Origin of the sequence: Rhodococcus koreensis, from assembly GCF_017068375.1 — a bacterium.
Taxonomy (GTDB): Bacteria; Actinomycetota; Actinomycetes; order Mycobacteriales; family Mycobacteriaceae; genus Rhodococcus_F; species Rhodococcus_F koreensis.
In genome coordinates this window covers 2,775,076-2,800,150 of sequence record NZ_CP070609.1, presented here as the reverse complement: position 1 = coordinate 2,800,150, position 25,075 = coordinate 2,775,076, and the positions used below count along the sequence as shown (strand labels likewise).

25 protein-coding genes and 1 pseudogene are annotated in these 25,075 nt (G+C 68.7%); 12 read left to right on the top strand and 14 right to left on the bottom strand.

The genetic code is table 11. The features are described from left to right. Positions 1-5: 5 nt before the first annotated feature. The gene (locus JWS14_RS12950; protein WP_072946389.1) at positions 6-1,406 is read right to left on the bottom strand and encodes a DUF2252 domain-containing protein; all 1,401 of its coding nucleotides are present in this window, start codon (positions 1,404-1,406) and stop codon (positions 6-8) included. A 97-nt stretch (positions 1,407-1,503) separates the two neighbouring features. Between JWS14_RS12950 and JWS14_RS12945 the strand changes: the two are divergent. Continuing rightward, positions 1,504-2,581, top strand: a pseudogene (locus JWS14_RS12945) (PQQ-dependent sugar dehydrogenase). Between the two features lie 32 nt (positions 2,582-2,613). Here JWS14_RS12945 and JWS14_RS12940 read toward each other — a convergent pair. Further along, on the bottom strand, positions 2,614-3,279 hold the full coding sequence (locus tag JWS14_RS12940) for a TetR/AcrR family transcriptional regulator (protein WP_072946387.1): 666 nt from the start codon (positions 3,277-3,279) through the stop codon (positions 2,614-2,616). A gap of 160 nt (positions 3,280-3,439) precedes the next feature. Next, positions 3,440-3,766 carry a hypothetical protein gene (locus tag JWS14_RS12935; protein ID WP_072946386.1) on the bottom strand — a complete coding sequence of 109 codons (327 nt, stop codon included), beginning with the start codon at positions 3,764-3,766 and terminating at the stop codon, positions 3,440-3,442. Positions 3,767-3,886: 120 nt separating this feature from the next. Between JWS14_RS12935 and JWS14_RS12930 the strand changes: the two genes are divergently transcribed. Then, positions 3,887-4,738 carry a spermidine synthase gene (locus tag JWS14_RS12930; protein WP_095862323.1) on the top strand — a complete coding sequence of 284 codons (852 nt, stop codon included), beginning with the start codon at positions 3,887-3,889 and terminating at the stop codon, positions 4,736-4,738. On the opposite strand, the gene JWS14_RS12925 is transcribed toward JWS14_RS12930, so the two are convergent. From JWS14_RS12925 to JWS14_RS12910, 4 genes are read right to left on the bottom strand one after another with little or no spacing between them, the layout of a single operon-like run. Continuing rightward, positions 4,735-6,126 (bottom strand): GntP family permease, encoded by a 1,392-nt coding sequence (locus JWS14_RS12925; RefSeq protein ID WP_095862324.1) that lies wholly within the window; start codon positions 6,124-6,126, stop codon positions 4,735-4,737. The genes JWS14_RS12930 and JWS14_RS12925 overlap by 4 nt on opposite strands. Positions 6,127-6,155: 29 nt before the next feature. Next, positions 6,156-6,785, bottom strand: coding sequence for a bifunctional 4-hydroxy-2-oxoglutarate aldolase/2-dehydro-3-deoxy-phosphogluconate aldolase (locus tag JWS14_RS12920; protein WP_206013419.1), 630 nt, complete (start codon positions 6,783-6,785; stop codon positions 6,156-6,158). Then, positions 6,782-8,401, bottom strand: coding sequence for an N-acyl-D-amino-acid deacylase family protein (locus tag JWS14_RS12915; RefSeq protein WP_206013417.1), 1,620 nt, complete (start codon positions 8,399-8,401; stop codon positions 6,782-6,784). The genes JWS14_RS12920 and JWS14_RS12915 overlap by 4 nt, the downstream gene beginning before the upstream one ends. 22 nt (positions 8,402-8,423) lie before the next feature. Further along, on the bottom strand, positions 8,424-9,746 hold the full coding sequence (locus JWS14_RS12910; RefSeq protein WP_206013415.1) for an amino acid deaminase: 1,323 nt from the start codon (positions 9,744-9,746) through the stop codon (positions 8,424-8,426). A gap of 220 nt (positions 9,747-9,966) precedes the next feature. Between JWS14_RS12910 and JWS14_RS12905 the strand changes: the two genes are divergently transcribed. The 3 genes from JWS14_RS12905 to JWS14_RS12895 are packed head-to-tail and all read left to right on the top strand — an operon-like array spanning position 9,967 to position 12,173. Next, positions 9,967-10,971, top strand: coding sequence for a sugar kinase (locus JWS14_RS12905; RefSeq protein ID WP_206013413.1), 1,005 nt, complete (start codon positions 9,967-9,969; stop codon positions 10,969-10,971). A 3-nt stretch (positions 10,972-10,974) separates the two neighbouring features. Then, complete coding sequence (locus JWS14_RS12900) at positions 10,975-11,724, top strand: IclR family transcriptional regulator (protein WP_206013411.1); 750 nt, start codon at positions 10,975-10,977, stop codon at positions 11,722-11,724. Between the two features lie 44 nt (positions 11,725-11,768). Beyond that, the gene (locus JWS14_RS12895; protein ID WP_005251231.1) at positions 11,769-12,173 is read left to right on the top strand and encodes a RidA family protein; all 405 of its coding nucleotides are present in this window, start codon (positions 11,769-11,771) and stop codon (positions 12,171-12,173) included. A gap of 4 nt (positions 12,174-12,177) precedes the next feature. Here JWS14_RS12895 and JWS14_RS12890 read toward each other — a convergent pair whose 3' ends face one another. Next, on the bottom strand, positions 12,178-13,518 hold the full coding sequence (locus JWS14_RS12890; RefSeq protein ID WP_072946379.1) for a potassium channel family protein: 1,341 nt from the start codon (positions 13,516-13,518) through the stop codon (positions 12,178-12,180). 239 nt (positions 13,519-13,757) lie between these two features. Between JWS14_RS12890 and JWS14_RS12885 the strand changes: the two genes are divergently transcribed. Further along, complete coding sequence (locus JWS14_RS12885) at positions 13,758-14,207, top strand: PPOX class F420-dependent oxidoreductase (protein ID WP_206013409.1); 450 nt, start codon at positions 13,758-13,760, stop codon at positions 14,205-14,207. A 53-nt stretch (positions 14,208-14,260) separates the two neighbouring features. After that, positions 14,261-14,743 carry a hypothetical protein gene (locus JWS14_RS12880; protein ID WP_206013408.1) on the top strand — a complete coding sequence of 161 codons (483 nt, stop codon included), beginning with the start codon at positions 14,261-14,263 and terminating at the stop codon, positions 14,741-14,743. Between the two features lie 99 nt (positions 14,744-14,842). On the opposite strand, the gene JWS14_RS12875 is transcribed toward JWS14_RS12880, so the two are convergent. The 6 genes from JWS14_RS12875 to JWS14_RS12850 all read right to left on the bottom strand — a co-directional run bounded on the left by JWS14_RS12875 (position 14,843) and on the right by JWS14_RS12850 (position 19,181). Next, positions 14,843-15,073, bottom strand: a complete 231-nt coding sequence (locus JWS14_RS12875) for a hypothetical protein (protein ID WP_072946376.1) — start codon at positions 15,071-15,073, stop codon at positions 14,843-14,845. Positions 15,074-15,183: 110 nt separating this feature from the next. Continuing rightward, positions 15,184-15,939 (bottom strand): AIM24 family protein, encoded by a 756-nt coding sequence (locus tag JWS14_RS12870; protein ID WP_012689382.1) that lies wholly within the window; start codon positions 15,937-15,939, stop codon positions 15,184-15,186. Beyond that, complete coding sequence (locus tag JWS14_RS12865) at positions 15,936-16,637, bottom strand: AIM24 family protein (protein ID WP_072946374.1); 702 nt, start codon at positions 16,635-16,637, stop codon at positions 15,936-15,938. The genes JWS14_RS12870 and JWS14_RS12865 overlap by 4 nt, the downstream gene beginning before the upstream one ends. A 5-nt stretch (positions 16,638-16,642) precedes the next feature. Next, entirely contained in the window at positions 16,643-17,266 is a 624-nt protein-coding gene (locus JWS14_RS12860; RefSeq protein WP_072946373.1) for an AIM24 family protein, read from the bottom strand. Positions 17,267-17,345: 79 nt separating this feature from the next. Further along, positions 17,346-18,488 carry a DUF475 domain-containing protein gene (locus JWS14_RS12855; RefSeq protein ID WP_072946372.1) on the bottom strand — a complete coding sequence of 381 codons (1,143 nt, stop codon included), beginning with the start codon at positions 18,486-18,488 and terminating at the stop codon, positions 17,346-17,348. Positions 18,489-18,605: 117 nt separating this feature from the next. Beyond that, entirely contained in the window at positions 18,606-19,181 is a 576-nt protein-coding gene (locus JWS14_RS12850; RefSeq protein WP_072946371.1) for a TerD family protein, read from the bottom strand. Between the two features lie 258 nt (positions 19,182-19,439). On the opposite strand from JWS14_RS12850, the gene JWS14_RS12845 reads away from it, so the two are divergent. The 5 genes from JWS14_RS12845 to JWS14_RS12825 are packed head-to-tail and all read left to right on the top strand — an operon-like array spanning position 19,440 to position 25,034. After that, positions 19,440-20,561, top strand: a complete 1,122-nt coding sequence (locus JWS14_RS12845; protein ID WP_072946370.1) for a hypothetical protein — start codon at positions 19,440-19,442, stop codon at positions 20,559-20,561. Positions 20,562-20,573: 12 nt separating this feature from the next. After that, positions 20,574-21,773, top strand: a complete 1,200-nt coding sequence (locus JWS14_RS12840) for an HpcH/HpaI aldolase/citrate lyase family protein (protein ID WP_072946369.1) — start codon at positions 20,574-20,576, stop codon at positions 21,771-21,773. Further along, on the top strand, positions 21,770-23,053 hold the full coding sequence (locus JWS14_RS12835; protein WP_206013406.1) for a phosphoribosyltransferase family protein: 1,284 nt from the start codon (positions 21,770-21,772) through the stop codon (positions 23,051-23,053). Before JWS14_RS12840 ends, JWS14_RS12835 begins: the two co-directional genes overlap by 4 nt. Continuing rightward, positions 23,050-24,159: a cysteine protease StiP family protein gene (locus JWS14_RS12830; protein WP_206013404.1), complete on the top strand. Its 1,110-nt coding sequence runs from the start codon at positions 23,050-23,052 to the stop codon at positions 24,157-24,159. Before JWS14_RS12835 ends, JWS14_RS12830 begins: the two co-directional genes overlap by 4 nt. Next, positions 24,156-25,034 carry an HAD family hydrolase gene (locus tag JWS14_RS12825; protein WP_095862332.1) on the top strand — a complete coding sequence of 293 codons (879 nt, stop codon included), beginning with the start codon at positions 24,156-24,158 and terminating at the stop codon, positions 25,032-25,034. The genes JWS14_RS12830 and JWS14_RS12825 overlap by 4 nt, the downstream gene beginning before the upstream one ends. Positions 25,035-25,075: the final 41 nt, after the last annotated feature.

Here is a 25,075-nt window from a genome sequence, read left to right as displayed (position 1 = left end):
CCGGTCTACAGACCGGTCTCCGCGGGAAGCCGCCCCGACTTCACCGCCGCCCGCAGCGCGTCGTAATCCTTCTCGGACTGGTCCGCATACAGTCGGGCCCAGGCGGTGATCGCCAGGTCGAACGATTCCCCGTTGCCGAGATATCCCGCGACGAAGGCTGATCCGGGGCTCTGGCTGTGCGCACGGGCGAGCATCGTGCCGCACAGTGCTGCATATTTCATGGACTGCGCCGGTTCCAGGGTCTGCAGGTCGACGGACCCCTTCATGTCGCGGAACTGCCGCAGGTAGAAGTCGCGCCGAAGTCCGTCGTCGCCCTCGACGCCGCGCACCCACCCCAGAAACGGGTCCGACTGCGCCTGGAGGATGCGCTGCGCGCCGACGACCCGGGAACCCTGACCGTTCTTCGCGACCGCACGAATGATCGAGTCCGGTGCGGTCGCGACCTTCCCGTGCGTCTCCAGAACCGACCGCGGTGCTTCCTTGGCCTGCAGGAAGAGCGGCTCGCCGGCCGGCCCCTGCAGCAGCAGCAACCAGCAGCGGGTCCCGACGCTGCCCACGCCCACGATGCGCATCGCATAATCGACCACTTCGTACTGCGTCAGCAACAGTCGAATGTCCGCGCGCAGGGTGTCGAGGTACAGAAGGTACAACTCGGTGATGCGGCCCAGGTCGTACTTCGTCGAATGTCGGATGACGGGGAACTGGTCGACGATGTGGGGCTTGCCGTCCTCCTCCATGGTGGTCAGCTTCCGGAGGACCTGTTCGGACGTCCGTTTGCGTGCCTTCTCGGCGATCGCGCGGATCCGCTGCTTCTGCGCGCGCGGGTCGTGCTCGAGGACGTCCGTCTCCTCCTGGAAGTAGTATCGCTCCGTGGCGGTCAGCTGAAACAGTGCACTCAAAGTGTTGCGGTACGCGCGGACGGCTGCGCCCGTGGCGTCGGCGCACTGCGCCTCGGTGTACGAGTTGGCGCGTCCGTGGATCCACACGCTCGCGGCGAGGCGGCGCACATCCCACTCCCACGGCGCCGGGTAGGACTCGTCGAAGTCGTTGAGGTCGAACAGCATCCGGCGTTCCGGTGAGGCGAACAGCCCGAAGTTGGCAAGGTGCGCGTCGCCCGAGGCGATGACCTGGCAACCGGTGACCGGTGAGTCGGCGAGATCGTGTGCCATCATCGCGGCCGACCCGCGGTACAGCGCGAACGGTGATTCGAGCATCCGTCCGACCCGGATCGGCACGAGGGTCTGCAGCCGGGTGGTGTTCTGCTCTTCGATCACCGCCACCGGGTCGCGCTCGGGAAGGGCGAATGCACCCTGCGCTTTGCGGGAGAGTGTTTCGCGTGCGGCCTTACCGGCCGAACGTCGGGCATCGATCACCGTGGTCCTACCGGCTCGGGAAGACGTGGCCATGGTTCGAGTCTAGGCACCGGACGCGCTCGGGAGGACGCTTTGCGCTGCGCGGTGGGGGAGTATGGACAGGGTGCGGTCGCGCGACGGGAGGACATCCATGGGACAGCGACTTTTCGCGGCCACCGCGGCGCTGCTGGTTGTCGCGTGCGCGGCCTGCCAGTCCGAGGGGAGTTCGGCGCAGGTGTCGCCGACCAGCGCGGCCGCCGCGCCGTCCGCCGCCGCGCCGGCCGTCGTGGCGTCCGACCTCGACGTGCCGTGGGGGATAGCGTTTCTGCCGGACGGGACGGCGCTGATCGCGGAACGGGACAGCGGCGCCATCCGGCACCTGCAGGCGGACGGGAGCGCCACCGTGATCGGCGAGGTGCCCGGTGTGTCGGCGCAGGGCGAATCGGGACTGCTGGGCCTGGCCGTCTCGCCGAACCTACGCGACGGATCGGACGATCTACGCGTACCTGACCACCGGTGACGACAACCGGGTGGTTTCCCTGCCCTTCGACGGCAACAGCCTCGGCGAGCCGGCCCCGATCCTCACCGGCATCCCCGCCGGATCGATCCACGACGGCGGCCGGATCGCGTTCGGCCCGGACGGCAAGCTGTACGTCGCCACCGGTGAAGCCGGCGACCGGCCGCGCGCCCAGGACCCGTCCTCGCTCGGCGGGAAGATCCTGCGCATCGACCCCGACGGATCGATCCCGGCCGACAATCCGACTCCCGGATCGCCCGTGTGGTCGCTCGGGCACCGCAACGTGCAGGGCCTGGCGTGGGACGACGCAGGCAGGCTGTGGGCCACCGAGTTCGGCGCGAACACCTGGGACGAGCTGAACCTGATCGAACCCGGCGGCAATTACGGATGGCCGGAGGTCGAGGGACGGGCCGGCGAGGCGGGCTTCGTCGACCCGGTGATCCAGTGGTCCACCGGCGAGGCGTCCCCGTCCGGTCTCGCGTTCCACGACGGCGCGCTGTGGGTCGCGGCGCTGCGCGGCGAACGGCTGTGGCGGATCCCCGTGGGCGCAGACGGTGCGGTCGGTGAACCGCAGTCGCTGTTCGAGGGCGAATACGGGCGGCTGCGGACCGTCGTCGCGACACCGGACGGCACCGTCTGGTTCAGCACCAGCAACCGCGACGGCCGCGGCGATCCGGGAGCGTCCGACGATCAAATACTGGAGATCCCGTGAGTACTTGTCAACCGCAGGACGTTGACAAGTACTCACAGGCGGCGGAGCGCAAGACCGTCCAGCACGAGGGCGAGTTTGTCCTCCATCCAGCCGCGGTCCTGCCACGTCGATTCGTCGCCGAGGGCCTGCGCCAGCACCGGCGAGCCGCCCCAGCTGTCCTGATACGCCTCCCGGGCGGTCCGCGAATCGGTTGGGCTGACGGTGTCGTCCAGACCGCCCATCATCGAGAACTGCGTCATGGTCAGTTCGGCGACGAAATCGACGACCAGCAACGCGTCCCGTGTGGAGAATCCCTGCCGGTGCAGCGACAGCACGAGTGTTTCGATGCAGTCCACCACCCCGGACGGTGTGCCGGGGACGGTCAACTCCACCTGCGCCAGCCCCGGGTACCGTTCGAAGCTCGCCCACAACCGGTCCGCGAACGCGAGAAGCAGTTCCCGCCAGTCCAACTCGGGGTCGGGCCAGTCCATCGACCGGGCCACGTGATCGACGCACGCCCGCAGCAGCGCCTCGCGGTCGGGAAAGTAGCGGTAGATCGTGGAGTGGCTGACCCCCAGCCGGCGCGCCACCGCGGGCATCGTCAGGGTGCTGAGGTTGTCGGCGAGGGCCGCCTGCACGATGTCGTCCTCGGACAGCGATCGGGGACGCCCGGTGCGTTTTCCCACCCGGGCACCGCCGACCGAGTCCGAGGTGCTCACACCTCTAGCCTGCCATCAACCTCCACCCAGCCGCCTTGCCCGCCGCGACGAACGGGACGCTCGTTGCGTTCGATCGAACGAGCGCCCCGTTCGTCCGGGAGGGAGGGGGAGGGGGAGGGGTGAGGTGAGGCAGGGGAACGCCGGCGCGAGATCTAGCGGTTCAGGTCCAGGGTTGGACCGGCGGCGTGACCCACATGATCTTCTCGTCGCGGTGTGCCGGGGTGGCGGCGGGATGGTCGGGGTGGCGCTGCGCCCACGCCGTCTTCTGATCGAGCAGTTCGACGACGGTGAGCCAGGTTTCCATGGTGCTCGGCGGGTTCGTCTCGGCCGCCCGGGCGAGTTTGCGCAGCGTGCTGTCGGTCAGGTCGAGCAGTTCTTGACCGCTGATCCCGCGATCCCACACGTACCGCGCGAGTCCCATCGCCTTCTCGCGTCGCCGCTTCGCCGCGCCCTCGGTGTGCGCGAAGTCGACTTCCTGAGGTTCCATCGTCTTCCCTTCTCGTGCGCGTCTCCACGGTAGGGCACCCGCGTGTCGGACCGGTATCGTGGGAGGACGATTCTCGCAGCAGACGCGAGCGGGCGGCGCGAGCAGTAGGGAAGACGGACGATGGGCAGGCAGCGCGGCGGTCGGGCTGCCGGGACATCCGACGGGGGTCCGGTCCCCGGTGTGTACCCGATCGACACGGGGACGTGCGAACTCGCCGTGGACAACCTCAACCCGCACGGCTGGGTGCTGAAGGTGAACGGCGTCGAGAGTTCCCACATCGACCTGTCGGACCCCACGTATCTGGATTTCGAGTACATGCGGTGGATCGCCGAACTGGTCGCCTCGCACTGGGGAACGGATCGGCGGGTGCGTGCCCTGCACCTCGGGGGCGGCGCCTGCTCGCTCGCCCGACATCTCGCCGCCCGCTATCCGGACGCCCGGCAGGTGGTGGTCGAACTCGACGGCAAGCTCGCCGAACTGGTCCGTGAATGGTTCGACCTGCCGCGGGCCCCACTGCTGCGACTGCGGGTGGGGGAGGCGCGGGCGGTCACCGAGACGTTGACGGAGTCGAGCCGCGACCTGATCGTTCGCGACGTGTTCGCCGGCAACACGACTCCGGCACCGTTGACGACCACGGAGTTCACCGGGCACGTGCGGCGGGTGCTGGCACCCGGCGGCATCTACGTGGTGAACTGCGGCGACACCCGCGACCTCGTCCTCGCGCGCCGGGAGGCGGCGACCATCGGCAGCGTGTTCCCGCACACCACGATCATCGCCGATCCCGCGATGCTCAAGGGACGCCGCTACGGCAACATCGTGATCGCGGGCAGCGACGTGCCGATCGGCGACGACCCCGCCCTCGTCCGCACACTGCTGGGTGGTGGTGTGCCTGCCCATGTCTGGGACGACCGGCAGGTGCGGACGTTCGCCGGAGCCGCCCGGGTGCTGCGCGACGCGGATTCCGGCACCTAGACGAGCACCCAGATCAGCGAGGCCATCGCGAAGCCCACCACCGACAGGATGGTTTCGAGCACCGTCCACGTCTTCAGGGTGTCTTTCACCGACATGTTGAAATACCGTGACACGATCCAGAATCCGCCGTCGTTGACGTGGCTGGCGATGATGGATCCGGCCGACACGGCGATCACGATCAGGGCGATCTGCGCGGACGAGTAGTTCCCGGCCGCGACCGACGGTTCGATGACGCCTGCGGTGGTGACGATGGCGACGGTCGCCGAACCCTGGGCGATGCGGAGTGCGCAGCTGATCAGGTACGCGGACAGGATGACCGGGAGACCGAGCGCGTCCATCGAGTCGGCCAGGGCCTGTCCGACTCCGGTGGCCCGCAGGACCGCGCCGAAGAACGCACCGGCACCGACGACCAGCAGGATCATGCCGACCGGCTTCAGCGCCGCCGCAGACATCGCACCGATCTCCTGCGCCGTGATCCCGCGCCGGGTCCCCAGCAGGTACAGCGCCAGCAGGACGGCGATGGTCAGCGCGATCGTGGGGGTGCCGAGGAAGATGAGGACCGACAGCAGCGTCGAGCCTTCCTCGAGGACCACGTTGCCGACCGTCGCGCCGAGGATCAGCACCATCGGCACCAGGATGATGAACGAGATCAGCCAGAGTGGCGGCGGGTTCTTGTCGGCTTCCTTCTCCTCCGGGATGAACTCGTCGGGGACCTCGATGATCACGCGCTTGCCGATCCAGCTACCCCAGACCACGCCGCTGACGAACCAGGCGGGGATGCCACAGGCGAGGCCCATGATGATGATCCAGCCCATGTCGACGTGCAGCAGACCGGCCGCGGCGACGGGGCCCGGGTGCGGGGGCAGGAACGCGTGGGTCATGGACAGGCCGGCGAGCATCGGCATCGCGTACAGCACCAGCGACTTACCGCCGCGCTTGGCCGCCACGTACACCAGCGGGGCGAGGATGAAGATGCCGATGTCGAAGAAGACGGGGATGCCGAGTACGAGACCGGTGACACCCATCGCCAGCGGTGCGCCCTTGGGCCCGAACAACTTCAGAAGACGCTCCGTCAGCACGTCGGCGCCACCCGAGCGTTCCATCATCGCGCCGAGGACGGTGCCGAGGCCGATGATCGGGGTGATGTGCCCGAGGATCCCGCCGAAGCCCTTCTCCAGAATGGAGTCGGCCGCCGACGTCGGGGTGCCCACCAGTTCGACCACCGACACTCCCGCGATGAGAGCGACGCCGACGCCGACGACGATCAGCGCGATGAACGGCTCGAGCTTGAGTTTGATGATGAGGACCAGCAGCACGGCGATGGATATCGCTGCGAGAGTGAGGAGTCCGGCTGTGTCGTGCTGCAGCCAGTCGACGAACGACGTCATTGCGTCTCCAGGGAGAAGGGGAAGGGTGCTCAGGCCGAGAGCGCGGTGACGAACGCGCGGGCGCGGTCGGTGATGTCGGTCCAGTTGCCTGCCGCGACACTGGACGGTGGGACGACGCTGGTGCCCGCGCACAGGGCGAGTGCGCCGGCGTCGAGGAACTCGCGGGCGTTGGAATCGTTGATCCCGCCCGACGGCAGGAGTTCCACGCCGGGATACGGGCCGTGCAGGTCGGAGAGGTAGCCGGGGCCGAGCCGCTTGGCGGGGAAGATCTTGACCGCGGCGGATCCGAGGTCGACGGCCATCGCCACCTCGGTGGGGGTGAACGCGCCGAGGAAGACGGGAATCGACCGTCCCGTGGCGACTTTCGCGACGTCCGGGCGGATACCGGGGGTGACGAGGAACCGGGCGCCGGCGTCGATCGCGGCCGCGGCCTGATCGCCTGTCATCACGGTCCCGACGCCGAGAATGCTGCCCGCTGCGGCGGCGGCGTCGGCGGCGCGGCCGAGGTGATGGAGCACGTCGGGGGTGGTGAACGTCAACTCGACCGTCCGGATTCCGCCCTCGGCGAGCGCATGGCACAGGTCGGTGGCGTCGGGGATGGTCTCCGCACGCACCACCGTCAGTACCCGGTCGGCACGCAGGATGTCGATCTCGGTCATCGGACTGCTCCTCCTTGTTCGCGGCGCAACGATCTTCCGGCGGTCGCGCCGGTGAGGCGGCCGTCCTCGAGGGCGAGGCGGCCGCGGACGAATACGTGAGAGAAACCGGCCGCAGCCTGACGCGGCCGGGCATAGGTCGCGGTGTCGCCGACCGTGTCCGGATCGAAGAGCACGAGGTCGGCGGCGTAGCCGCGGCGGACATATCCGCGGTCGACGAGCCGCAACCGGGTCGCGGCGCGGCCGCTGAGGTGGCCGACGCACTCCTCGAGGGACATCAGGCCGAGGTCGCGGCTGTAGTGCCCGAGGTAGCGCGCGAACGTTCCCCAGCCGCGGGGGTGCGGTTTCGCGCCGACCAGCAGTCCGTCGCTGCCGCCGGTGTGCCGGGGGTGCTGCATGATCGCGCGCACGTTCTCCTCGTGCCCGACGTGTTGCAGGATGCCGCTGCCGAGTTGGTCGCGGACCAGGATGTCGATGCACACGTCGAAGGGGTCGCGATTCTCGGCGACGGCGATGTCCGCGACGGTCTTCCCGACGTAGGCGTCGAGTTCGGGATTCTGCACGCCGCTGATCTCGAGGGTGTGCCACTCGGCGATCACGCCGTGGCAGCCGTCGGATCCGGTGACCTCGAGATGCTCCCGGATGCGTTCGAGCGCAACCGGATCCCGGAGCCGGTCGAGGGTCTGCTCCATGCTGCCCGCCGACGCCCAGCTGGGCAGGATCGCCGACAGTGTGGTGGCGCCGGGAAGATACGGGTAGGTGTCGAGGCTGATGTCCGCGCCGGCGGACTCGGCCGCGTCGAGCAGAGCCAGCAGTTCCGGGGCGCGGCCCTTGTTGGGTCCGAAGTTCAGCGTGGCGTGCGCAAGGTGCAGTGCGCACCCGGCCCGCGACGTCAGATCCACCATTTCGGCGTAGGCCTCCATGGCACCGGCGCCGTACGACCGGTGGTGCGGGGAGAAGTAGCCGCCGTATTCGGCGACGGTCCGGCACAGTGCCAGCAACTCCTCGTTGTCCGCGTACATCCCCGGCGTGTAGGTCAGCCCCGCGGACAGCCCGACGGCGCCCTCCACCATGGACTGCGCCACGATCCGCTGCATCTCCTCGATCTCCGGCGCCGTCGCCGGGCGATCGTCCCAGCCCACCACCAGCGCCCGCACCACCCCGTGCGGGACGAGATACGCGACATTGGTGGCGATCCCGCGATCGAGTCGGTCGAGGTATTCGCCCACACTCCGCCAGGAGAAGTCGAAATCCTCGGGATCGGTGTTCCACCCCGCGATCTTGCGCCGGACCACCGCGAGCACGTCGTCGGTGACGGGTGCGTAGGACAGCCCGTCCTGACCGAGTACCTCGGTGGTGACGCCCTGGGTGATCCGCGACGGATGGTCGGGGTTCAGCAGGATCTGCAGATCCGAGTGGGCGTGCATGTCGATGAAGCCGGGCGCGAGCACCAGGCCGTCGGCGTCGATCACACGATCCGCGCGAGGGCGTGCGGTCTCGGAGTGGTCTGCTTCGGGCCAGATTTCGGCGATCCGGTCGCCGTCGACGAGCACGTCGGCGCGGTACCTCGGCGCCTCCGACCCGTCGACGACGGTGGCGGAACGGATCAGAGTGGTCATGATGTGAGTCCTCGGCCGGGGATCAGAAGAAGGTGCGGATCAGGTCGACGACGACCGGATCGTCGGAGTCGTCGCCGACGACCGGAATCCACCGCCACTTGTCGAACGCGGTGCACGGGTGGGAGAGACCGAGCCGGACGACGTCGCCGACGCGCAGATCGTGTTCGGGCCGTGCGGGATCGAGCCGGAGGAACGCGTGCTGGTCGTTGACGGCGGTCACTTCGGCGCCGACGAGGGGCCGCGGCGTCGCCCCGAGTTGGCCGGCGACGGCCTGCGCGGTGGGGAGTCCTTCGTCGAACGGGACGTCGCGCTTGCCTGCGTCGAGCAGGGCGAGGCCCGGCTCGGGGCGGGACACCACCCGGGCCCACGTGTGCATCGCCGACGTGAGGCGACGCGCCTGCGTGTCTTCGCCACGGCCGAACGGTGAGATCCCGGTGTAGAAGCCGTCGTCGTGAATGATGTACGCGCCGGCGCGGACCACCACTTTGGTTCTGCCGCCTGCGAGTTCGGCGAGCACCTCGGCGACCACGTCGAAGTAGGCGCTGCCGCCCGCGGTCACGTACACGTCCAGATCCTCCGGGTATCGACCCTCGGCCTCGAGCCGGCGATGCAATTCGGCCATCGACCGGAGGTACGCGCGGACCCGGGCGAGGGACTCCTCGGAGGCGTCGTGTGCGAGGGCGCCCTCGTAACCGGAGACGCCGGCCAACCGCAGTGCGGGGCTCTTCCCGATACGTTCGGCTACTGCCACGGCTTCGGCCACGGAGCGTGCGCCGGTGCGTCCTCCCTCTCCGCCGAGTTCGACGAGCACGGGCAGCGGACGGGCCACCGCAACGTCCGCGAGCGCCGCGGTCATCGCGTCGACCGTCTGCGGGGAGTCGGCCCACATCAGGACTTCGAGTTCCGGGTCGGCTTCCATCTGCTCGGCCAGCCACAGCAGGGCGGTCGGGTCGACGAGCGAGTTCGCGATCTGCACCCGGCGCGCGCCGAATCGCACCGCCACCCGGAGCTGACCGAAGTTCGCCAGCGTGATCCCCCACGCGCCGCCGCGGATCTGCCGGTCCCACAGCACCGGTGACATGGTCGTCTTCCCGTGCGGAGCGAGGTCGACTCCGTGCGTTCGGCACCACGCCGCCATGGTGTCGAGATTGCCGGCGATGGCCGTCTCGTCGAGCACCATCACCGGGGTGCTGAAGGCGGACAGCCTCGGCCGGGTGGCGAGGAACTCGGCCTTGGTGTGGCCGTTCGCCGCGGAGGGGAGGGCTTTGTCCACGTCGGACAGGCGCAGCTCGTCGAGCTCCGCCAAGGCACCGGAATCGAGTGCGTCCGTTCCGCTGATCGTCATCGTCGATCCTGTCGTTCGGGTTCTGTGGGGCTGGCCGACATCGGAAGAAGGGCCGTGAAGTGCTACGTTGCGCTGTATGCAACGGTGATTGCGTTTTTGCGTCTCCTATGTCTAGCATTGGCCTGGGTCATCGTCAACGGTCCGATGCGGCATGCATCACCGCGGCGAGGGCTCTCGAAACCCAACCCCGTGCCGGTCCGAGCAGTCGCAGAGGTAACAAGTGCAGGAATCGACCCCCACCCCCGAGTCCGGTGTCGCGTGCCTCGGTGAGGCGATGGTGCTGGTGGCCCCGGACTCGGCACTCCACCTCGCAGGCGCGGAGGCGAACGTCGCCGCAGGTCTCGCCGCGCTCGGTGTCCCGGCCGCCTGGGTCGGACGGCTCGGCGACGACGAGTTCGGCACCCTCATCCGCACCGAACTGCGGGCGCGGGGCGTCGACGTCCGCGCGATCGAGATCGACCCCGAGCGGCCCACCGGTCACTACTCGAAGACCACCGCCCTCGACGAGCACGGCGAGCCGCGGACCGACAGCCTGTACTCCCGAGCGGGTTCGGCGGCGTCGGCCATGGACCCCGGATTCCTCGACCGGCCGGCGGTCGCGGAACTGTTCGGCCGCGCCGCCGTGGTCCACTGCAGCGGAATCACACCGGCCCTGTCCGATTCGTGCCTCGCCCTGATGCGGCGACTGCTCCGCGACAGGCCGGGGATCTCCGGTGTCGTCAGCTTCGACGTCAACTGGCGTGAGCAATTGTGGCCGGACGGCGACCCGCGGATGGTCGTGGAACTGGCGAATCTCGCCGATCTGGTGCTCGTCGGCGCCGACGAGGCCCTGCGCGTGCTGGGCACCGCGGATCCGCACGAGTTGCGGCTGATCCTGCCCGCGCCCGCCACCGTCGTCGTCAAGGACGGCGCGCACCGGGCCCTGGCCGTCGACCGGAGTGGTCGCAGCATCGCCGTTCCCGCACTCCGCGTGGACGTCGTCGAACCCGTCGGCGCGGGCGATGCCTTCGCCGCCGGATATCTCAGTGGTGTGGTGCGCGGCGAGGATCAGGCGCGCTGCCTGCGCCGCGGGCACATCGGTGCCGCCGCCACCCTGACCGTCGCCGCCGACTCGGCGCCCCCGCCGCCCGCCGCACTGCTCGACGCGATGCTGCACTGTTCCGAATCGGACTGGGCGGCAACGAGCGTCACCGCCGACGGCTTCTCTCTCGTGAAAGTGGAGTGAACGATGAGTCAGAGTGTCTCCCGCGCCCTGCACCTGCTGGTGCAACTCGGCAACGGCCCCGCCAACCTCGACCAGCTGGCCGAATCGACCGGAGTCCACAAGACCACCGTGCTGCGGCTGCTGCGGACGCTGTCCGACGAGCGGTTCACGTTCCGCGACAACAGCAACCAGTACCACCTCGGTTCCCGCATCTTCGAACTCGCCGCACAGGCCACCGATCAGCGGGAAGTCCGGCGCATCGCGTCACCGCACCTCGTCGCGTTCAACCGCGAATACGGGCGCACCACGCACCTCGCGGCGATGGAGGGCGGCGACGTGGTGTACATCGACAAACTCGAATCGCACGATCAGATTCGGATGTACTCGCGAATCGGGCTGCGCGCCAATCTCAATTCGACCGCCGTCGCGAAGGTGATCCTCGCCGACCTGCCGGATTCGGAACTGCGGACCGTCGTCGACTCGATGGATTTCTCCTCCCGCACCGCCAACACGATCACGACGCCCGAAGGCTACCTCGACGAGATCCGTATGGTCCGAGAGCAGGGCTGGGCGCACGATCAGGAGGAGAACGAGCCGTCCGTCAACTGCATCGGAGTGCCCATTCGCGGCGCGTCCGGTCGCGTCGTCGCCGCCGTCTCGGTCTCGGTGCCCGACGTCGTTCTCAGCTACGAACGCGTCCTCGACCTGCTCGAACCCCTCCAGGCCGTGGGGGCGCGGATCTCCCGAGACTGCGGATACCGCGCCCAGCCCTGACCGTCCCCGTCCACCGAAAAGTAACGACACACAGGAGTATCGATATGTCCGACACCACCGTCATCCGCACCGAAGGCGCCCCCGCCCCCGCGCACACGTTCAGCCAGGGCATCAAGAAGGGCAACATGCTCCAGGTGTCGGGGCAGGGCCCGATGGACCCCGTCACGAACAAGTACATCGCCGAAGGCGACGTGCGCGAGCAGACCCGTCGCACCCTCGAGAACGTCAAGGCGATCCTCGAGGCCGGCGGTGCGAGCGTGGAAGACGTGCTGATGTTCCGTGTCTACCTCACCACCCGGGACGACTTCGCGGCGATGAACGACGTGTACGGCGAGTTCATCGCGGAGAACGTCCCGAGCGGTCAGCTGCCGTGCCGCACCACGGTTTTCGTCGACCTCCCGCACGAGGTCATGCTCGTCGAGATCGACGCGCTGGCCGTGACCGGCTAGGTCGCTACGCAGTGACGAGGTGGCGGCAGCTCATCCGCGGCGACACGGGCAGTTCCGTGAAGACGGGCTCGGACGTGTCCGCGGTCGCCACCTCCAGGTAGAGGTGGCTGCCGTCCGCCACGACGCCCTGCGGGTGCAGGCCGATCAGCTCGGCCACCACGTACGTGGCACTGAGGCTGGTGACGTCGCGGATGATCCCGAGCCGCAGCAGCGACCTCGTCTCCGCGATGGCCTCCTGCTCACCGGCCCGCAGGACCAGTCGAAGTCCGGGGGACAGGGCCTGCGCTGCCACGGACACGGCGATGTTGTCGAGGTCGTCGGAGCCGACCGCGGCCAGCGCCAGCGCGCGGCGCACGCCCAGCCGTTCGAGGAGTTCGCGGTCGCCACCGTGCCCCACGACCGTCGGGATGTTCATCGACCGCACGAGTCGCAGGTTCTTGGCGTGGGGGTCGCGCTCGACGCCCACCACCGCGACCCCGAGCGCCTGCAGTTCCCGGCACAGCCGGAGGCCGACCTGGCCGAGACCCACGACGATGACGTGGCCCGACCGGGGCAGGACCCGGCTGCCCACCAGGCCGACGAGCCGGGGGCCGAGCAGGCGCTCGATGATTCCGGCGGTGAACATGGCGGTGAACACCACGGTGAAGAGCATCGCCACCGACGCGAACACGGCGTAGGCGGGGCTGCCGTGGGTGTCGGCTCCCGGGCCCACGGTGGTCACCACGCGGACGGCTTCGTTGAACGCGTCGAGCGGCGCCACGTGCTGACCGAGGATCAGCCACAGCCAGTCGGCGAACAGGACGGCGAGGAGTCCTGCGAGCCCACCGAGCAGGATGCGCGTACCGATGTCGTGCGACCGCAGCAGACCCGTCGCGCCGGTCGCCACCGTGCGCCACCAGTTCCGCCGGGGCAGGTCGACGTGCGCAGCCTCGGGGTGGCCGTCGATCGTCCGGACCGTCAGCATGTGCTCGCCCGCGTGCCGGGCCGCGACGAGTTCGGGGTCCAGGCACGGACCGGCGAGCGTCGGCGCTGCGAGGTCTGCCGGTGACGTCACCGTGCACTGCGGGAGCAGGTGGGACAGCTGGTCCGCGACCGTGCGGTCGAAGATCGTCACCACCAACGGAATCGACGCCGAGATGTGCGCGGCGGCCAGCGCGTACCGCAGAGCGACGACGTCGTCGCGCACCAGGATCGCCATCCCGCGCGGTTCGTCCGCCATCGCCAGGCGCAGTTCGTCGTCGTCGGGGGCGACGAGATGGCGGACGTCGAAGTCCCTTTCGCGAAGGGATGCACAGACCCGTCGGGCCACGGTGGTTTCGCCGATGACGAGATATGAGTCGTTCACGTGTGGTCCTTCCGGCTCGGGATCACGAGAGCGTACCCGAGAAAAACCACAGATCCCACACGAGAACGTCTACCAACGAGTAGCCGGAACACGTTATCGGCCAATGAGTTTGCGATACATCCACCCTACTCGTCGGTAGGAGCGCCCTGGATCGCCAGACGAGTCCGATCACACCGATCCGGACGAGGCCGCCGAGGGCCGCCGGGAACACCGCCTCGGCGACCGTGGTTGGGTGAGACATGACCCTCGATGCGAATGACGACCGGCGTCCACTTCTCGACCTCGTCGCCACACACAACCGGGCCGTCCTCGCGACGGTCAAACGCGACGGACGCCCCCAAATGTCGAACGTGATCTATGCCTGGGATCCCGACACGCAGACGGCGCGGGTGTCGGTGACGGCGGATCGGGCCAAGACCCGCAACGCCGCGCGCGACCCCCGGGTGTCGCTGCACGTCAGCGCGACCGACTTCTGGAGTTACGCGGTGGTGGAGGGCGACGCGGAACTGAGCGCGGTGGTGACGGACCCGCACGACGCGGCGGCGGACGAACTCGTCGAGGTGTTCCGGCAGGCAGCGGGGAAAGAGCACGACGACTGGGAAGATTTCCGCCGCGCAATGGTGTCCGAGCGCAGGCAGGTGCTCCGGGTCCGCGCGACGAATGTGTACGGCATGGCCCAGCTGCCCTGAGTGCGCGGAACGTAGCTGTGGCAGCGGATCGGAGGCGGTGGGACGATTGAGTCGTGCGCAAGAGGCGGTGGCCGGCGGCACCACCGCCTGCCACGGAGGGAATCGTGGTCCACGGGCCGGTCGAGCTCGTGACGAGCCGCGATGTGAGCCTACGTCTGTCGGAGGTCGTCGCCCACCCGAAGGGCATGCTGCTGCGCATCGAGCTGACGGCGAGAGGCAGATCCGCTGATCTTGCGCGTCACGAGACGCGTCCGCTCGACGATCCCGACGACCCCTCGGCGCGCTGGTCGTATCTCGCGGTGAACGTCCGGGTCGACGACCTCGAGGGCGTCGCCGACGCCCGGCACCCGCATTCGACGTCGACGCCCGCGGCCGCGGACGCGTCCGAATATCACTCCGCGCCGCACTACTGGATCAGCGACTACCCGGAATCTGGGACGATCACGCTGACCGCGGGGTGGAAGGAGATCGGGCTGCTGCCGAGGACCCGGACGATCACACTCGGCCCCAATCCGAGTATGCGGCCCACCCGGTAGCACTACGGCCGGTAGAAATACGGCCGGTAGAAATACGAAGGTGCCCTTCGGCGCCGTGGGAGCGTCGAAGGGCACCTTCGTCCTGTGAGGAAACGCAGATCAGGGCAGCGGAACCCAGGTGCCGAAGAACCAGAATCCGTGCGGGCTCGGCGCCGGTGCCTGCTGCTGCGGAGCGTGCTGCTGCTGCGGCTGGGGCTGCGGTGCCTGCTGCTGCTGGGCGGGGGCGGGGTTGTGGCCCACCGGGTCGGCGCTGGCAACGCCGGCTCCGATGCCGAGTGCTGCGAGGGCGATACCACCGGTTGCGACGGCCTTGGTCACGACAGACTTCATGCGGTTCCTCCTGGAACGTATCGGATGCGGTGTCAGAACTTCCTGACACAGATCAGATTGCTCCCCGTCCCTGCCACAACTCTTCGTTCAGCCTGGCAATCTCCTGCACGTCAGCGAGGCTGCTCCGCCAGCTTGGCGGCGATCACCCCGTTGAGTCGCTGCAGACCGCTCGGCGTGATCCCGTGGATCTGGCCCTCGATGCTGCGCACGACATGGGTGTCGCTGAGGACCTTCTCGCTGGACTGGATCAGAACCGTTCCGGCGCCGGTGAAGTCGAACTGCCGCTCCTCCCCGGAGTTGATACCCATCATGTGGGCGCCCGCGGCGAGGAAGTTGCTGATCCATCCCTGGTCGTAATGGTGGCTCGGGGACGGGCAGTCGGCCCACCCGACGAGCGCCTCGGGGTCGATCCGCAGCGGCGGTTCCGCGAACATCACCGGACCGTTGGACGACGCCAGGAACTTCCCGGTCCCGATGAGGGTCAGGAATCCCGGCACGATGGACTGGTTCAGCGACAGACCCGGTTCGAACGCAAGGAGATTCGATGCCCGGATCGTGAGGTTTCCGTCGTCGAGGTCGTACGAGTTGATGTCGTACCCGCGGTCGCCGATGATCAGTTTCCCGAATCCTTCGGCCACCGCGTAGTCGCCCATGTACAGCGGCGCCGAGAACTGGTTGGCGACCATGTGCAGTGCGGCGCCGTGCAATCCGTGGGTCAGCGCCTGAAACTGCATCTGGCCGTAGTACGCGATCATCGCACCCTTGCGGATGAACCAGGGCGCGGTGAGGTCGATGCAGAACGCGTAGCTGTTGTCGGGAATGTTGTCGCTGGCGCCCAGCGTCGACGGATTGTGGATGGCGGTCACAGTTTCTCCTCCGAGGCCTGAACGTAGACGATTCCCTGACCGGTGCACTGCAGTTGCATCGCTTCTCCGACGCCGCGGCCCATGGCCTCGCGCCAGCCGACGGCGGATTTCAGTTCTACCTGGACGCTCCCGTACGTGCCGACGAACGCGTCGGGGTCGACGAACACCGGATTCGGTCCGCCCACCGGGAGTTCGATGAAGCCGCCGTGCGCGAGCAGGACCGCCGACCCGTACCCGGACAGCTGCGTCGTGAACATTCCGGTGCCGGACAGGGCTCCTGCCGCCGCACCGCGCAGCGCGCCGAGCATGCCGCGCCCGCCGCCACCGCCGCCCTGACTCACCACCGAGACCACTGAACTCTGCAGTCCCGCGTTGTGGGCGAGGAGCCGGGACGCCTCGACGCACAGGGTGCCGCCCTGCGACATGTCGACGACGTGCACCTCGAGCCCGGCGTGGCCGTAGTGCACCTCGCCCTGCCCCTGCGCCAGCATCGTGCGTTCGTGCTCGCCCTGCATCATGCGTCCGGCCATCCGGGTGAATCCACCCATGCCCGCCATCGACTGGGAACCGGGCACCTGGTGCGGAGAGAACTGGACCTGACCGGTGTAGAACAGCATCGCGCCGGTGCGGGCCACCACACCGCCTGCGGCGCCGACGTCGACCTTGACGACCTTCGAGTTCACTTTCGAGAAGACCATGGGGCTCACCGCTCTGCCGGTTGGATGGAGACGACGCCGTGACCGTCCCACTTGAGGGAAAAGGCCTCACCGTTGCCCTGGCCGACGGCGTTGCGCCACGACACGTCGGTCACGAACGACTGCGTCACCTGCCCGCGCGCCGAGACGAACGCGTCGGGATCGACTACGAGGGGGTACTGCGGCGACACCTCGAGGTGGATGAGCGGTCCGCCCGCCGACAGCAGGGCCACCTGACCCTGACCGGAGACGGTCGTGGTGAACAGGCCCTGACCGCCGACCCCGCCGCGCAGTCCGGTGAACGTGACGTTGGTGTTCAGGTTGCCGCTCAGCGCGAGAAGTTGCTGCGATTCGACCTGCAGGGTCTCGTTCGCCAGGTCGACGACCGAGACGTACTGTCCGCCCACGGCGAGATACACGACACCGTGGCCGGAGCACTCCATCAGCGACAGCGCCTCGCCTGTGGCACGCCGCTTCATCCCGGCGAGGACACCGTCGCCGCCACCGAAGCCTGCCGACTTGAAACTGACATTGCCCTCGTAGGCGATCATCGAACCCTGAATCGCCCGGATGGTGGTTCCGGCGAGCTGCGCCTCCACCACCTTCTTCGACTTGCCGAGCAGCCGCCCCATGGTGCCCTTTCCAGTGTCGAGCGGCAGTGCCCGTGACCGAGTCACGTGCACTGCCGCTGGATGTGAGTACAGGCAGAACCTAGCCGACGGACACCGGGTTCTGCTCGTCCACGTCGTCTGCCGCTTCGCCGACCGCCGCGGCGGCCTTGCGGTTGCGGACGATGCTGGAGATGAACGCGGCGCCGATGAGGGCGACACCGACGAGGCCGGTGACGTTCTCGTTGACGTGGTAGCCGATGGACACCAGCAGGATCACGGCCAGTGCGCCGATGGCCCAGTGGGCGCCGTGCTCGAGGTACACGTAGTCCGAGAGCGTGCCCTTGCGGACCAGGAACACGGTGATGGAACGGACGAACATCGCGCCGACGAAGCCGAGGCCGAGGGCGATGATGATCGGGTCGGACGTGATTGCGAAGGCGCCGATGACACCGTCGAAGGAGAACGACGCGTCGAGGACCTCGAGGTAGAGGAAGAGGAAGAACCCGGCCTTGCCGGTGGCCTTGGCCAGCGCGGTCGGGCCACCGGTGGATCCTTCGATCGGTTCGCCGTCCTCGTCTTCCTCGGGGGTGTTGAACAGTTCACCCAGACCGTTGACGGCGATGTAGGTGACCATGCCCAGGACGCCGGCGATCATCACCGTGGACACGGTGTCCTCGGGGGCGATGTAGGCGGCGGTGATCAGCAGCAGGACGCCGGCGAGGATGACGGCCAGCTGGTCGAGCTTGCCCGCGCGGGCGAGGGGCTTCTCCAGCCAGGACAGCCAGGTGATCTCGCGCTCTTCGAGGATGAAGCCGAGGAACAGCATCAGCAGGAACATACCGCCGAACGCCGCGATCTGCGGGTGCGCGTCGGTGAGCAGGGTTTCGTAGCTGGCGCTGCCGTCGGGGAAGTACGCGGCGCCGTCGGCGGGCGGGTTGAGGGCCAGGTCGAGGGCGGCGACGGGACCGAGGCCGGAGGCCAGCCAGACGATGACGAGGGGGAAGACCAGGCGCATGCCGAACACCGCGATGACGATGCCGACGGTGAGGAAGATCTTCTGCCAGAACTCGCTCATGCGGCGCAGGACGGTGGCGTTGATGACGGCGTTGTCGAAGGACAGCGAGATCTCGAGGATCGAGAGGATCACCACGAGGAGGACGGCCTGGGGGCCCCCGTAGATCGCGGCGATGATGAGGGAGATCACCGTCACGGCGAAGGAGAGACCGAATATTCGCAGAACCACGAAGCGTGGCCTTTCTCTAGTGGGCATGCAGGGTGGTTACTGCAGGGGACGAACACCGGGGGAGGGTTTCACGTCGGTGCCGTGAAACCCTCCCCCGGCTGAAGAACGAAACGACTGTCAGACGTTGACGCCGTAGTCGCGGGCGATACCGGCCAGCCCGGACGCGTAGCCCTGGCCGATGGCACGGAACTTCCACTCCGCGCCGTGGCGGTACAGCTCGCCGAAAACCATAGCGGTTTCGGTCGACGCGTCCTCGGACAGGTCGTAGCGGGCGAGCTCGTTGCCGTTGGCCTGGTCGACGACGCGGATGTACGCGTTGCGGACCTGGCCGAACGACTGCGAACGCGTTTCCGCGTCGTAGATCGAGACGGGGAACAGGATGCTCTCGATGTTCGCGGGGACCGCCGCCAGGTTGACGTTGATCACCTCGTCGTCGCCCTCGCCCTCACCGGTGGTGTTGTCGCCGACGTGCTCGATCGAGCCGTCGGGGGAGCGCAGGTTGTTGAAGAACACGAAGTGCTGGTCCGACACGACCTTCTTGTCGGCACCCGCACCGATGGCGCTGGCGTCGAGGTCGAAGTCGGTGCCGGTGGTCGAGCGGGCATCCCATCCGAGTCCGACAGCCACCGCCGTCAGGTTCGGCGCCTCCTTCGTGAGAGAAACATTGCCGCCCTTGGTCAAGCTGACGCCCATTCAGGGGTCCTTTCGAGAGGAGGTGGGTGGACCCTCGACAGCTGTCGAAGTTCCGAGTTCGTCGTGCGACACCACGATAATGAATTTGTCCGACTTGTCCCATCCGTCGATCTGTCCACAGGTTTGTGCACAGGCAATTCCGGTCCACTCGGAGTTGTCGCCCCGACCAGTACGATTCAGGGCGTGACGAGCGGATGGGCGGGACGCTTCCGAGGAAGAGCCCGGGGCGACGACTCGGCTCGTCGCGCCCACGACACGATGGTCGCAGCGTTTCTCGATATGGACAACCGGCAGAGCATTGCCGCCGCGGCCGTGGACGCCTCCGCAGAGCTGACTCCGGAACGCGGAATCCGCCGGGCGTGGGAACCGGTCCGCGACGGGTGCTACCAGGCCGCGACGGCGTACCTCGCGGCGGAAGACCGGTTCGAGAACGTGGAGACGCCGGCGGCCGCCGCCGCGTACGAGCAGGTGACGCGGCAGTTGGTGGCGGCGACGCAGACCCTCGACGAGTTCTATCGCACACATCGCGGCCATCTCGAGGAGTCGACCGCGATGCTGGCGGCCGTACCCCAGGTTGCCCAGCAGGCACTGCAGGTCGCCGCTGCGGCGCAGCGCCGGGTGCAGACCGAGGGCGCCGCCTACGCCGGCTACCCGTCGGTGCGCGACCGGGGAGCCGCACTCGATGCCGCGGTCGTGGCGCTGCAGGGTGCCCGCGGCGCCAACCCGGTCCGCGCCGCGGCGGCGCGGGTGCGGGAGGAGGCGGCGGCGCTCGAGAAGGCGCTGGCCGCGGCTCCGTCCAAGGAGCGGGATGCCGCGCACGCCGTGTCGTCGGTGTCGACGAGGATCGCCGCGGTGCAGACTCGGGCCGAACGGCTCGCGCCCGCCTACTCGGCCCTGCTCCGCGAATTCAACGCGGCCAGTTCGGCGGATCTCGTCCACAACGACCGCGAGAGCCGCACGCACATCGAGCAGGCGCAGACCGATCTGCAGCAGGCGCAGAAGGCTCTGACCGCGGGAAACCCCGAGGGAGCGCTGGATCTGACGGCCGCGGCGCGGACCCATCTCGTCGACGCGGAGGCGAACGTCGACGGCGTCACCGATCGTCTGCTGTTGCTCCGGGAGGTCCGGGAGAACCCGCGGGCGAAGGAGAACGAGATCAGATTTCGCCTCCGCGACGCCCAGATGTTGGCTGTCAATCGTGGGCTCGTGAGGGAATGGGGGTCGGTCCTCGACGCTCAGCTCGAGCGAATTGACCGAATTGCAGGGACACTGACCGGGCGGCATCCCGACTACTGGGCGTACGTCACCCAGCTCGATGCCGTGTCGGCGTTCATTGCCGAGGTGGTTCAGAAGATGAGAGGACACACAGCGCAGCGATGACACGGGGGGACGATGAGCATTAGCGAAGAGACCATGCCGGCGGTGCGGCACGTTCGGCATTTCCACCACCTCGATACCGAGACGCACGGCCGGCTGTTCCTGCACGCTCCGCAGGCGCTCGGGCCGGACGAGGATCGAACGGTGCTGGCCGTCGCGCTGGGCGCGACGCTGTACGTGCCTGCGACGAGGTCCGACCTCGCGGACACCATCCTGCGCCGGTCCGGTGACGGGGTCTGCTCGATGGTCCTGGACCTCGAGGACGCGGTGGCCGACGACCAGGTGGAAGCGGCGCTGCTCAATGCCGTCGACGCCCTCGATCGGCTCGCGGTCCACGGTGGTGCGCGGATGCAGTTGTTCGTCCGGGTGCGGGCCGCCGAGGACCTTCGGCGGATCGCCGACCTGCTGACCACAGGCGTCGAGGTGTTGTCCGGGTTCGTATTTCCCAAGTTCGGAAGTGCGACGGGCGGTGCGTTCCTCGACGAGCTGGCCGCGGCGTCGGAGCGGCTCGGCAAGCAGTTGTATGCGATGCCGGTGCTCGAATCGCCTGCTCTGGTGCACCGCGAGTCCCGAGACGACGAACTCGCGAAGATCGGCGCACTGCTCGTCGAACACCGCGAGCGGATTCTCGCCGTGCGCATCGGCGCCACCGACATGTGTGCCACGTTCGGCATCCGCCGCGACCGCGACCTGACGATCTACGACGTGCGGGTGGTCGCGGACGCGATCGCTGGCATCGTGAATTTCCTGGGCCGCGCCGACGAGACCGGGCACGTCATCACCGGTCCGGTGTGGGAGTACTTCGCCGATCACGAGCGGATGTTCCGCCCGACCCTGCGCGCCACGCCGTTCGAGGAACACGACGAGGTGCGGTTCCGCCAGCAGCTGGTCAGCCGGGACCTGGACGGTCTGCTCCGGGAGATCGCCCTCGACCGCGCCAACGGCATCCAGGGCAAGACGGTCATCCACCCGACGCACGTCGCGGCCGTGCACGCGCTGTCCGCGGTGACGCACGAGGAGTACCACGACGCGCTCGACATTCTCGGCGCCGAGGGCGTCGGCGGCGTCCAGGCGTCGGGGTACCGCAACAAGATGAACGAAATGCGCCCGCACCGCAGCTGGGCCGAGAAGACACTCGTCCGGGCGAAGGTGTTCGGCGTGACCAACGAAGGAATCACGTTCGTGGATCTACTGACCGCACTGGCCGTCCGATGAGTTCACCCACCGCCGTCCGCGCGGTGCCCTGGGCCACGGAGCATCTGGGGTTGACGCTCGCCCACGTGGATTCGAGTTCGGGGCTGACAATCCCCGAACTCGTCGAGCCGGGTCTGCGGCGCAACCCTCGACGTGCCCACCTGCTCGTCTCGACGGTCCTCGGCAAGCACGTGCCCACCGACCCGACTGCGGTAATCGGCGCCGGCGACCGCCTCGGTGATCTGGTCGCCGATGTCCTCGGACCGGATGCGGACCCCGTCGTGCTCGGGTTCGCGGAGACCGCAACAGGTCTGGGCCATTGCGTCGCCGCGCGGCTGCGCGCCCGGTGCTACCTGCACTCCACGCGCCGGGACGTCCCCGAGATCGGGACGTCCGCCGGGTTCGAGGAGGGGCACTCGCACGCGACCAGCCATCAGCTGCAGCCGACGTCCGTCGAGTTGTTCGCGGGCGATCGTCCGCTCGTCCTCGTGGACGACGAGATCTCCACGGGCGCCACCGCGGTCGACGCGATCCGCGCGCTGCACCGGCAGAACCCGCGCAGCCGGTACGTCGTGGCGTCGCTCGTCGACATGCGCGACCAGGGCCACCGGGACGCCGTCGATGCCGCCGCCGCCGAACTCGGGGTGCAGATCGACAGCGTGAGTCTGGCGCTGGGGCGCACCGAGCTTCCCGACGGGCTGACCGACAGTGTTGGTGCGCTTCCGGATCCCGTGCTCAACCCTGTCGGCGCGCGGACCGGGACCGTGGAGCGGGCCGACATTCCCTGGCCCGCGGCAGTTCCGGAGGGCGGGCGTCACGGCTTCCTGCGGGAAGACACCGAGGGGTTCGATGCGGCCGTCGCGTCGGCGGCCGCCGCGCTCGGTGATCGGCTCGACCCGCAGCGTCCGGTGATCGTCGTCGGACACGAAGAGCTGATGTACCTTCCGCTGCGTCTCGCGGACACGCTCGCCGCATCCGGGTTCCGGGTTCGATTCCAGACGACGTCCCGGTCGCCCGCCTACGTGCTCGACCAGCCGGGATACCCGCTGCGCCGCGGATTCCGCTTCACCGCCCCCGAGGACGGGGAAGAACAGCCGCGGTTCGTCTACAACGCGCAGTGGCCGGACGAGGACGCCGTCGTGGTCGCGGTGATCGACGCCGCCGCCGACACCGACCGGCTCACCGCGCGCGGCGGACTCCTCGACGTCCTCACCGCGGCGGGAACCGATGTGCTGCTGGCCGTCGTGTCCGGCGCCGACCCGCGGTCGCTGCGGGCCGCACGCGCGGGAGCCTCGTCGTGACGGCACCGCTGACCGGCCCGGCGTTCGGTTCGTACGCCGCCGACGAGGTGGGCTGGCTGCTCACAGACCTGTCGCACGTCGACCTCGAGGCCGACGTCGCCGAGCGGGAGCGCCGCATCCAGTCGGGTGCAGCCCACTACGCGGAGACGCTGCCCATCGAATACCAGCCCGACGCGGAGTACCGCGAGCTGTTCGAGAAGGTGCTGCAGGACAGCTCCATCCGGCTGGCGCGGGCCGTGGGGACGGTCACCGACCTCGTGCTGGCCGAGCGCGGCCACGACGTCACCCTCGTGTCCCTGGCACGTGCGGGAACCCCGGTGGGTGTGCTCATGCGCCGCTGGGCGCGGGACGTCCACGGGTTGACGCTGCCGCACTACGCCGTCTCCATTGTCCGGGACCGGGGGATCGACGCCGTCGCGCTCGACTACCTTGCGCGTCATCACGACTCGAAAAACGTGGTGTTCGTCGACGGCTGGACGGGCAAGGGCGCCATCGCCCGCGAGTTGTCGCAGGCACTCGCCGACTACCGCGATGCCGGTGGCGCCGAGTTCGACGACGACCTCGCCGTCCTCGCGGATCCCGGGCACTGCGTCCGCACGTTCGGCACCCGCGACGACTTCCTGATCGCGTCGGCGTGCCTGAACTCCACCGTGTCGGGTCTGGTGTCGCGCACCGTCCTCAACGACACGCTGATCGGCCCCGGCGACTTCCACGGCGCCAAGTTCTACGCGCACCTCGCGGGCGAGGACGTGTCCAATCACCTCCTCGACTCCGTCAGCGCGTCCTTCGCGGACGTGCGCGAGCACGTACCCGGCGACGTCGAGGAACTGCTGCGGTCGGACCGGACACCCACCTGGGACGGCTGGAAGTCCGTCGAGGCGGTCCGGGAGCAGTACGGAATCTCGACTGTGAACTTCGTGAAGCCCGGCGTCGGCGAAACCACGCGGGTGCTGCTGCGCCGGGTGCCGTGGCGGGTGCTCGTCCGCGACCTCGACGCCCCCGAGCACGCACACATCCGGCTACTCGCCGCCGCGCGCTCTGTTCCCGTCGAAGAGGTTCCCGGCCTGGCGTATTCGTGCATGGGCCTGATCAAGGATGTGACATGACCGCGCTGATCGCGACCGACCTCGACCGCACCATGATCTACTCGCGCGCGGCGATGGAACTCGCCGTCACCGAGAGCGACGTGGCCGAGCGGCCCGGCGACGAGAACCTTCTGTGCGTCGAGGTGTACGACGGCAAACCGCTGTCCTACGTCACGTCGGCCGCCGAGGCCATGTTGCGCACGCTCACCGCGTCCGCGGTGGTCGTGCCCACCACCACGCGCACCGTCGCGCAGTTCGAGCGCATCGACCTGCCGGGGGCGCCGTGGCGGTACGCGATCACCACCAACGGCGGGAACATCCTCGTCGACGGCGTCCCCGATGCGGGCTGGCGGTCGGGCGTCGACATCGCGATCGCCGACGGTGGAGCCTCTCTCGTGGAGGTCGGCGCCGAGCTGAGTCGTCGCATCGACGACAGCTGGGTGCGGTCGTCCCGGGTGGCCGACGAGTTGTTCTCCTACCTGGTCGTGGACCTCGACGCGATGCCGGCCGGCTTCGTGGAGGAGTGGAACGACTGGTGCGTCGACCGGGGCTGGGGAGCGTCCCGCCAGGGCCGCAAGATCTACACGATGCCCGACGCGGTGTGCAAGAGCCGTGCGGTGGCGGAGGTCCGGTCGAGGCTCGTCGACGACGGAGTTCTCGAGCCGGAAGCGCCCGTGCTCGCGGCGGGGGACGGGGCGCTCGACGCCAACATGCTCAGTGCCGCCGACGCCGCCATCCGCCCCCGGCACGGCGAACTCGAAACGCTCGGCTGGCAGCATCCGACCCTGTCCGTGACCGGAAGCAGCGGGATCGCCGCCGGTGAGGAGATCCTGCGCTGGTTCGCGGACCGCGTCGGGCGGGGTGCGGGGACGACGGCCACCGGCGCTCTTTTGTAGGTTGTAGGCAAACAGGCCAAACGGGACAAACCCGACGCTCC

Bases quoted from the DNA above. Each gene is read 5' to 3' on its own strand.
- JWS14_RS12950 (WP_072946389.1), bottom strand. From the start codon at position 1,406: ATGGCCACGTCTTCCCGAGCCGGTAGGACCACGGTGATCGATGCCCGA.
- JWS14_RS12935 (WP_072946386.1), bottom strand. From the start codon at position 3,766: ATGGAACCTCAGGAAGTCGACTTCGCGCACACCGAGGGCGCGGCGAAG.
- JWS14_RS12930 (WP_095862323.1), top strand. From the start codon at position 3,887: ATGGGCAGGCAGCGCGGCGGTCGGGCTGCCGGGACATCCGACGGGGGT.
- JWS14_RS12925 (WP_095862324.1), bottom strand. From the start codon at position 6,126: ATGACGTCGTTCGTCGACTGGCTGCAGCACGACACAGCCGGACTCCTC.
- JWS14_RS12920 (WP_206013419.1), bottom strand. From the start codon at position 6,785: ATGACCGAGATCGACATCCTGCGTGCCGACCGGGTACTGACGGTGGTG.
- JWS14_RS12915 (WP_206013417.1), bottom strand. From the start codon at position 8,401: ATGACCACTCTGATCCGTTCCGCCACCGTCGTCGACGGGTCGGAGGCG.
- JWS14_RS12910 (WP_206013415.1), bottom strand. From the start codon at position 9,746: ATGACGATCAGCGGAACGGACGCACTCGATTCCGGTGCCTTGGCGGAG.
- JWS14_RS12900 (WP_206013411.1), top strand. From the start codon at position 10,975: ATGAGTCAGAGTGTCTCCCGCGCCCTGCACCTGCTGGTGCAACTCGGC.
- JWS14_RS12895 (WP_005251231.1), top strand. From the start codon at position 11,769: ATGTCCGACACCACCGTCATCCGCACCGAAGGCGCCCCCGCCCCCGCG.
- JWS14_RS12885 (WP_206013409.1), top strand. From the start codon at position 13,758: ATGACCCTCGATGCGAATGACGACCGGCGTCCACTTCTCGACCTCGTC.
- JWS14_RS12875 (WP_072946376.1), bottom strand. From the start codon at position 15,073: ATGAAGTCTGTCGTGACCAAGGCCGTCGCAACCGGTGGTATCGCCCTC.
- JWS14_RS12865 (WP_072946374.1), bottom strand. From the start codon at position 16,637: ATGGTCTTCTCGAAAGTGAACTCGAAGGTCGTCAAGGTCGACGTCGGC.
- JWS14_RS12860 (WP_072946373.1), bottom strand. From the start codon at position 17,266: ATGGGGCGGCTGCTCGGCAAGTCGAAGAAGGTGGTGGAGGCGCAGCTC.
- JWS14_RS12850 (WP_072946371.1), bottom strand. From the start codon at position 19,181: ATGGGCGTCAGCTTGACCAAGGGCGGCAATGTTTCTCTCACGAAGGAG.
- JWS14_RS12845 (WP_072946370.1), top strand. From the start codon at position 19,440: ATGGTCGCAGCGTTTCTCGATATGGACAACCGGCAGAGCATTGCCGCC.
- JWS14_RS12840 (WP_072946369.1), top strand. From the start codon at position 20,574: ATGAGCATTAGCGAAGAGACCATGCCGGCGGTGCGGCACGTTCGGCAT.
- JWS14_RS12835 (WP_206013406.1), top strand. From the start codon at position 21,770: ATGAGTTCACCCACCGCCGTCCGCGCGGTGCCCTGGGCCACGGAGCAT.
- JWS14_RS12825 (WP_095862332.1), top strand. From the start codon at position 24,156: ATGACCGCGCTGATCGCGACCGACCTCGACCGCACCATGATCTACTCG.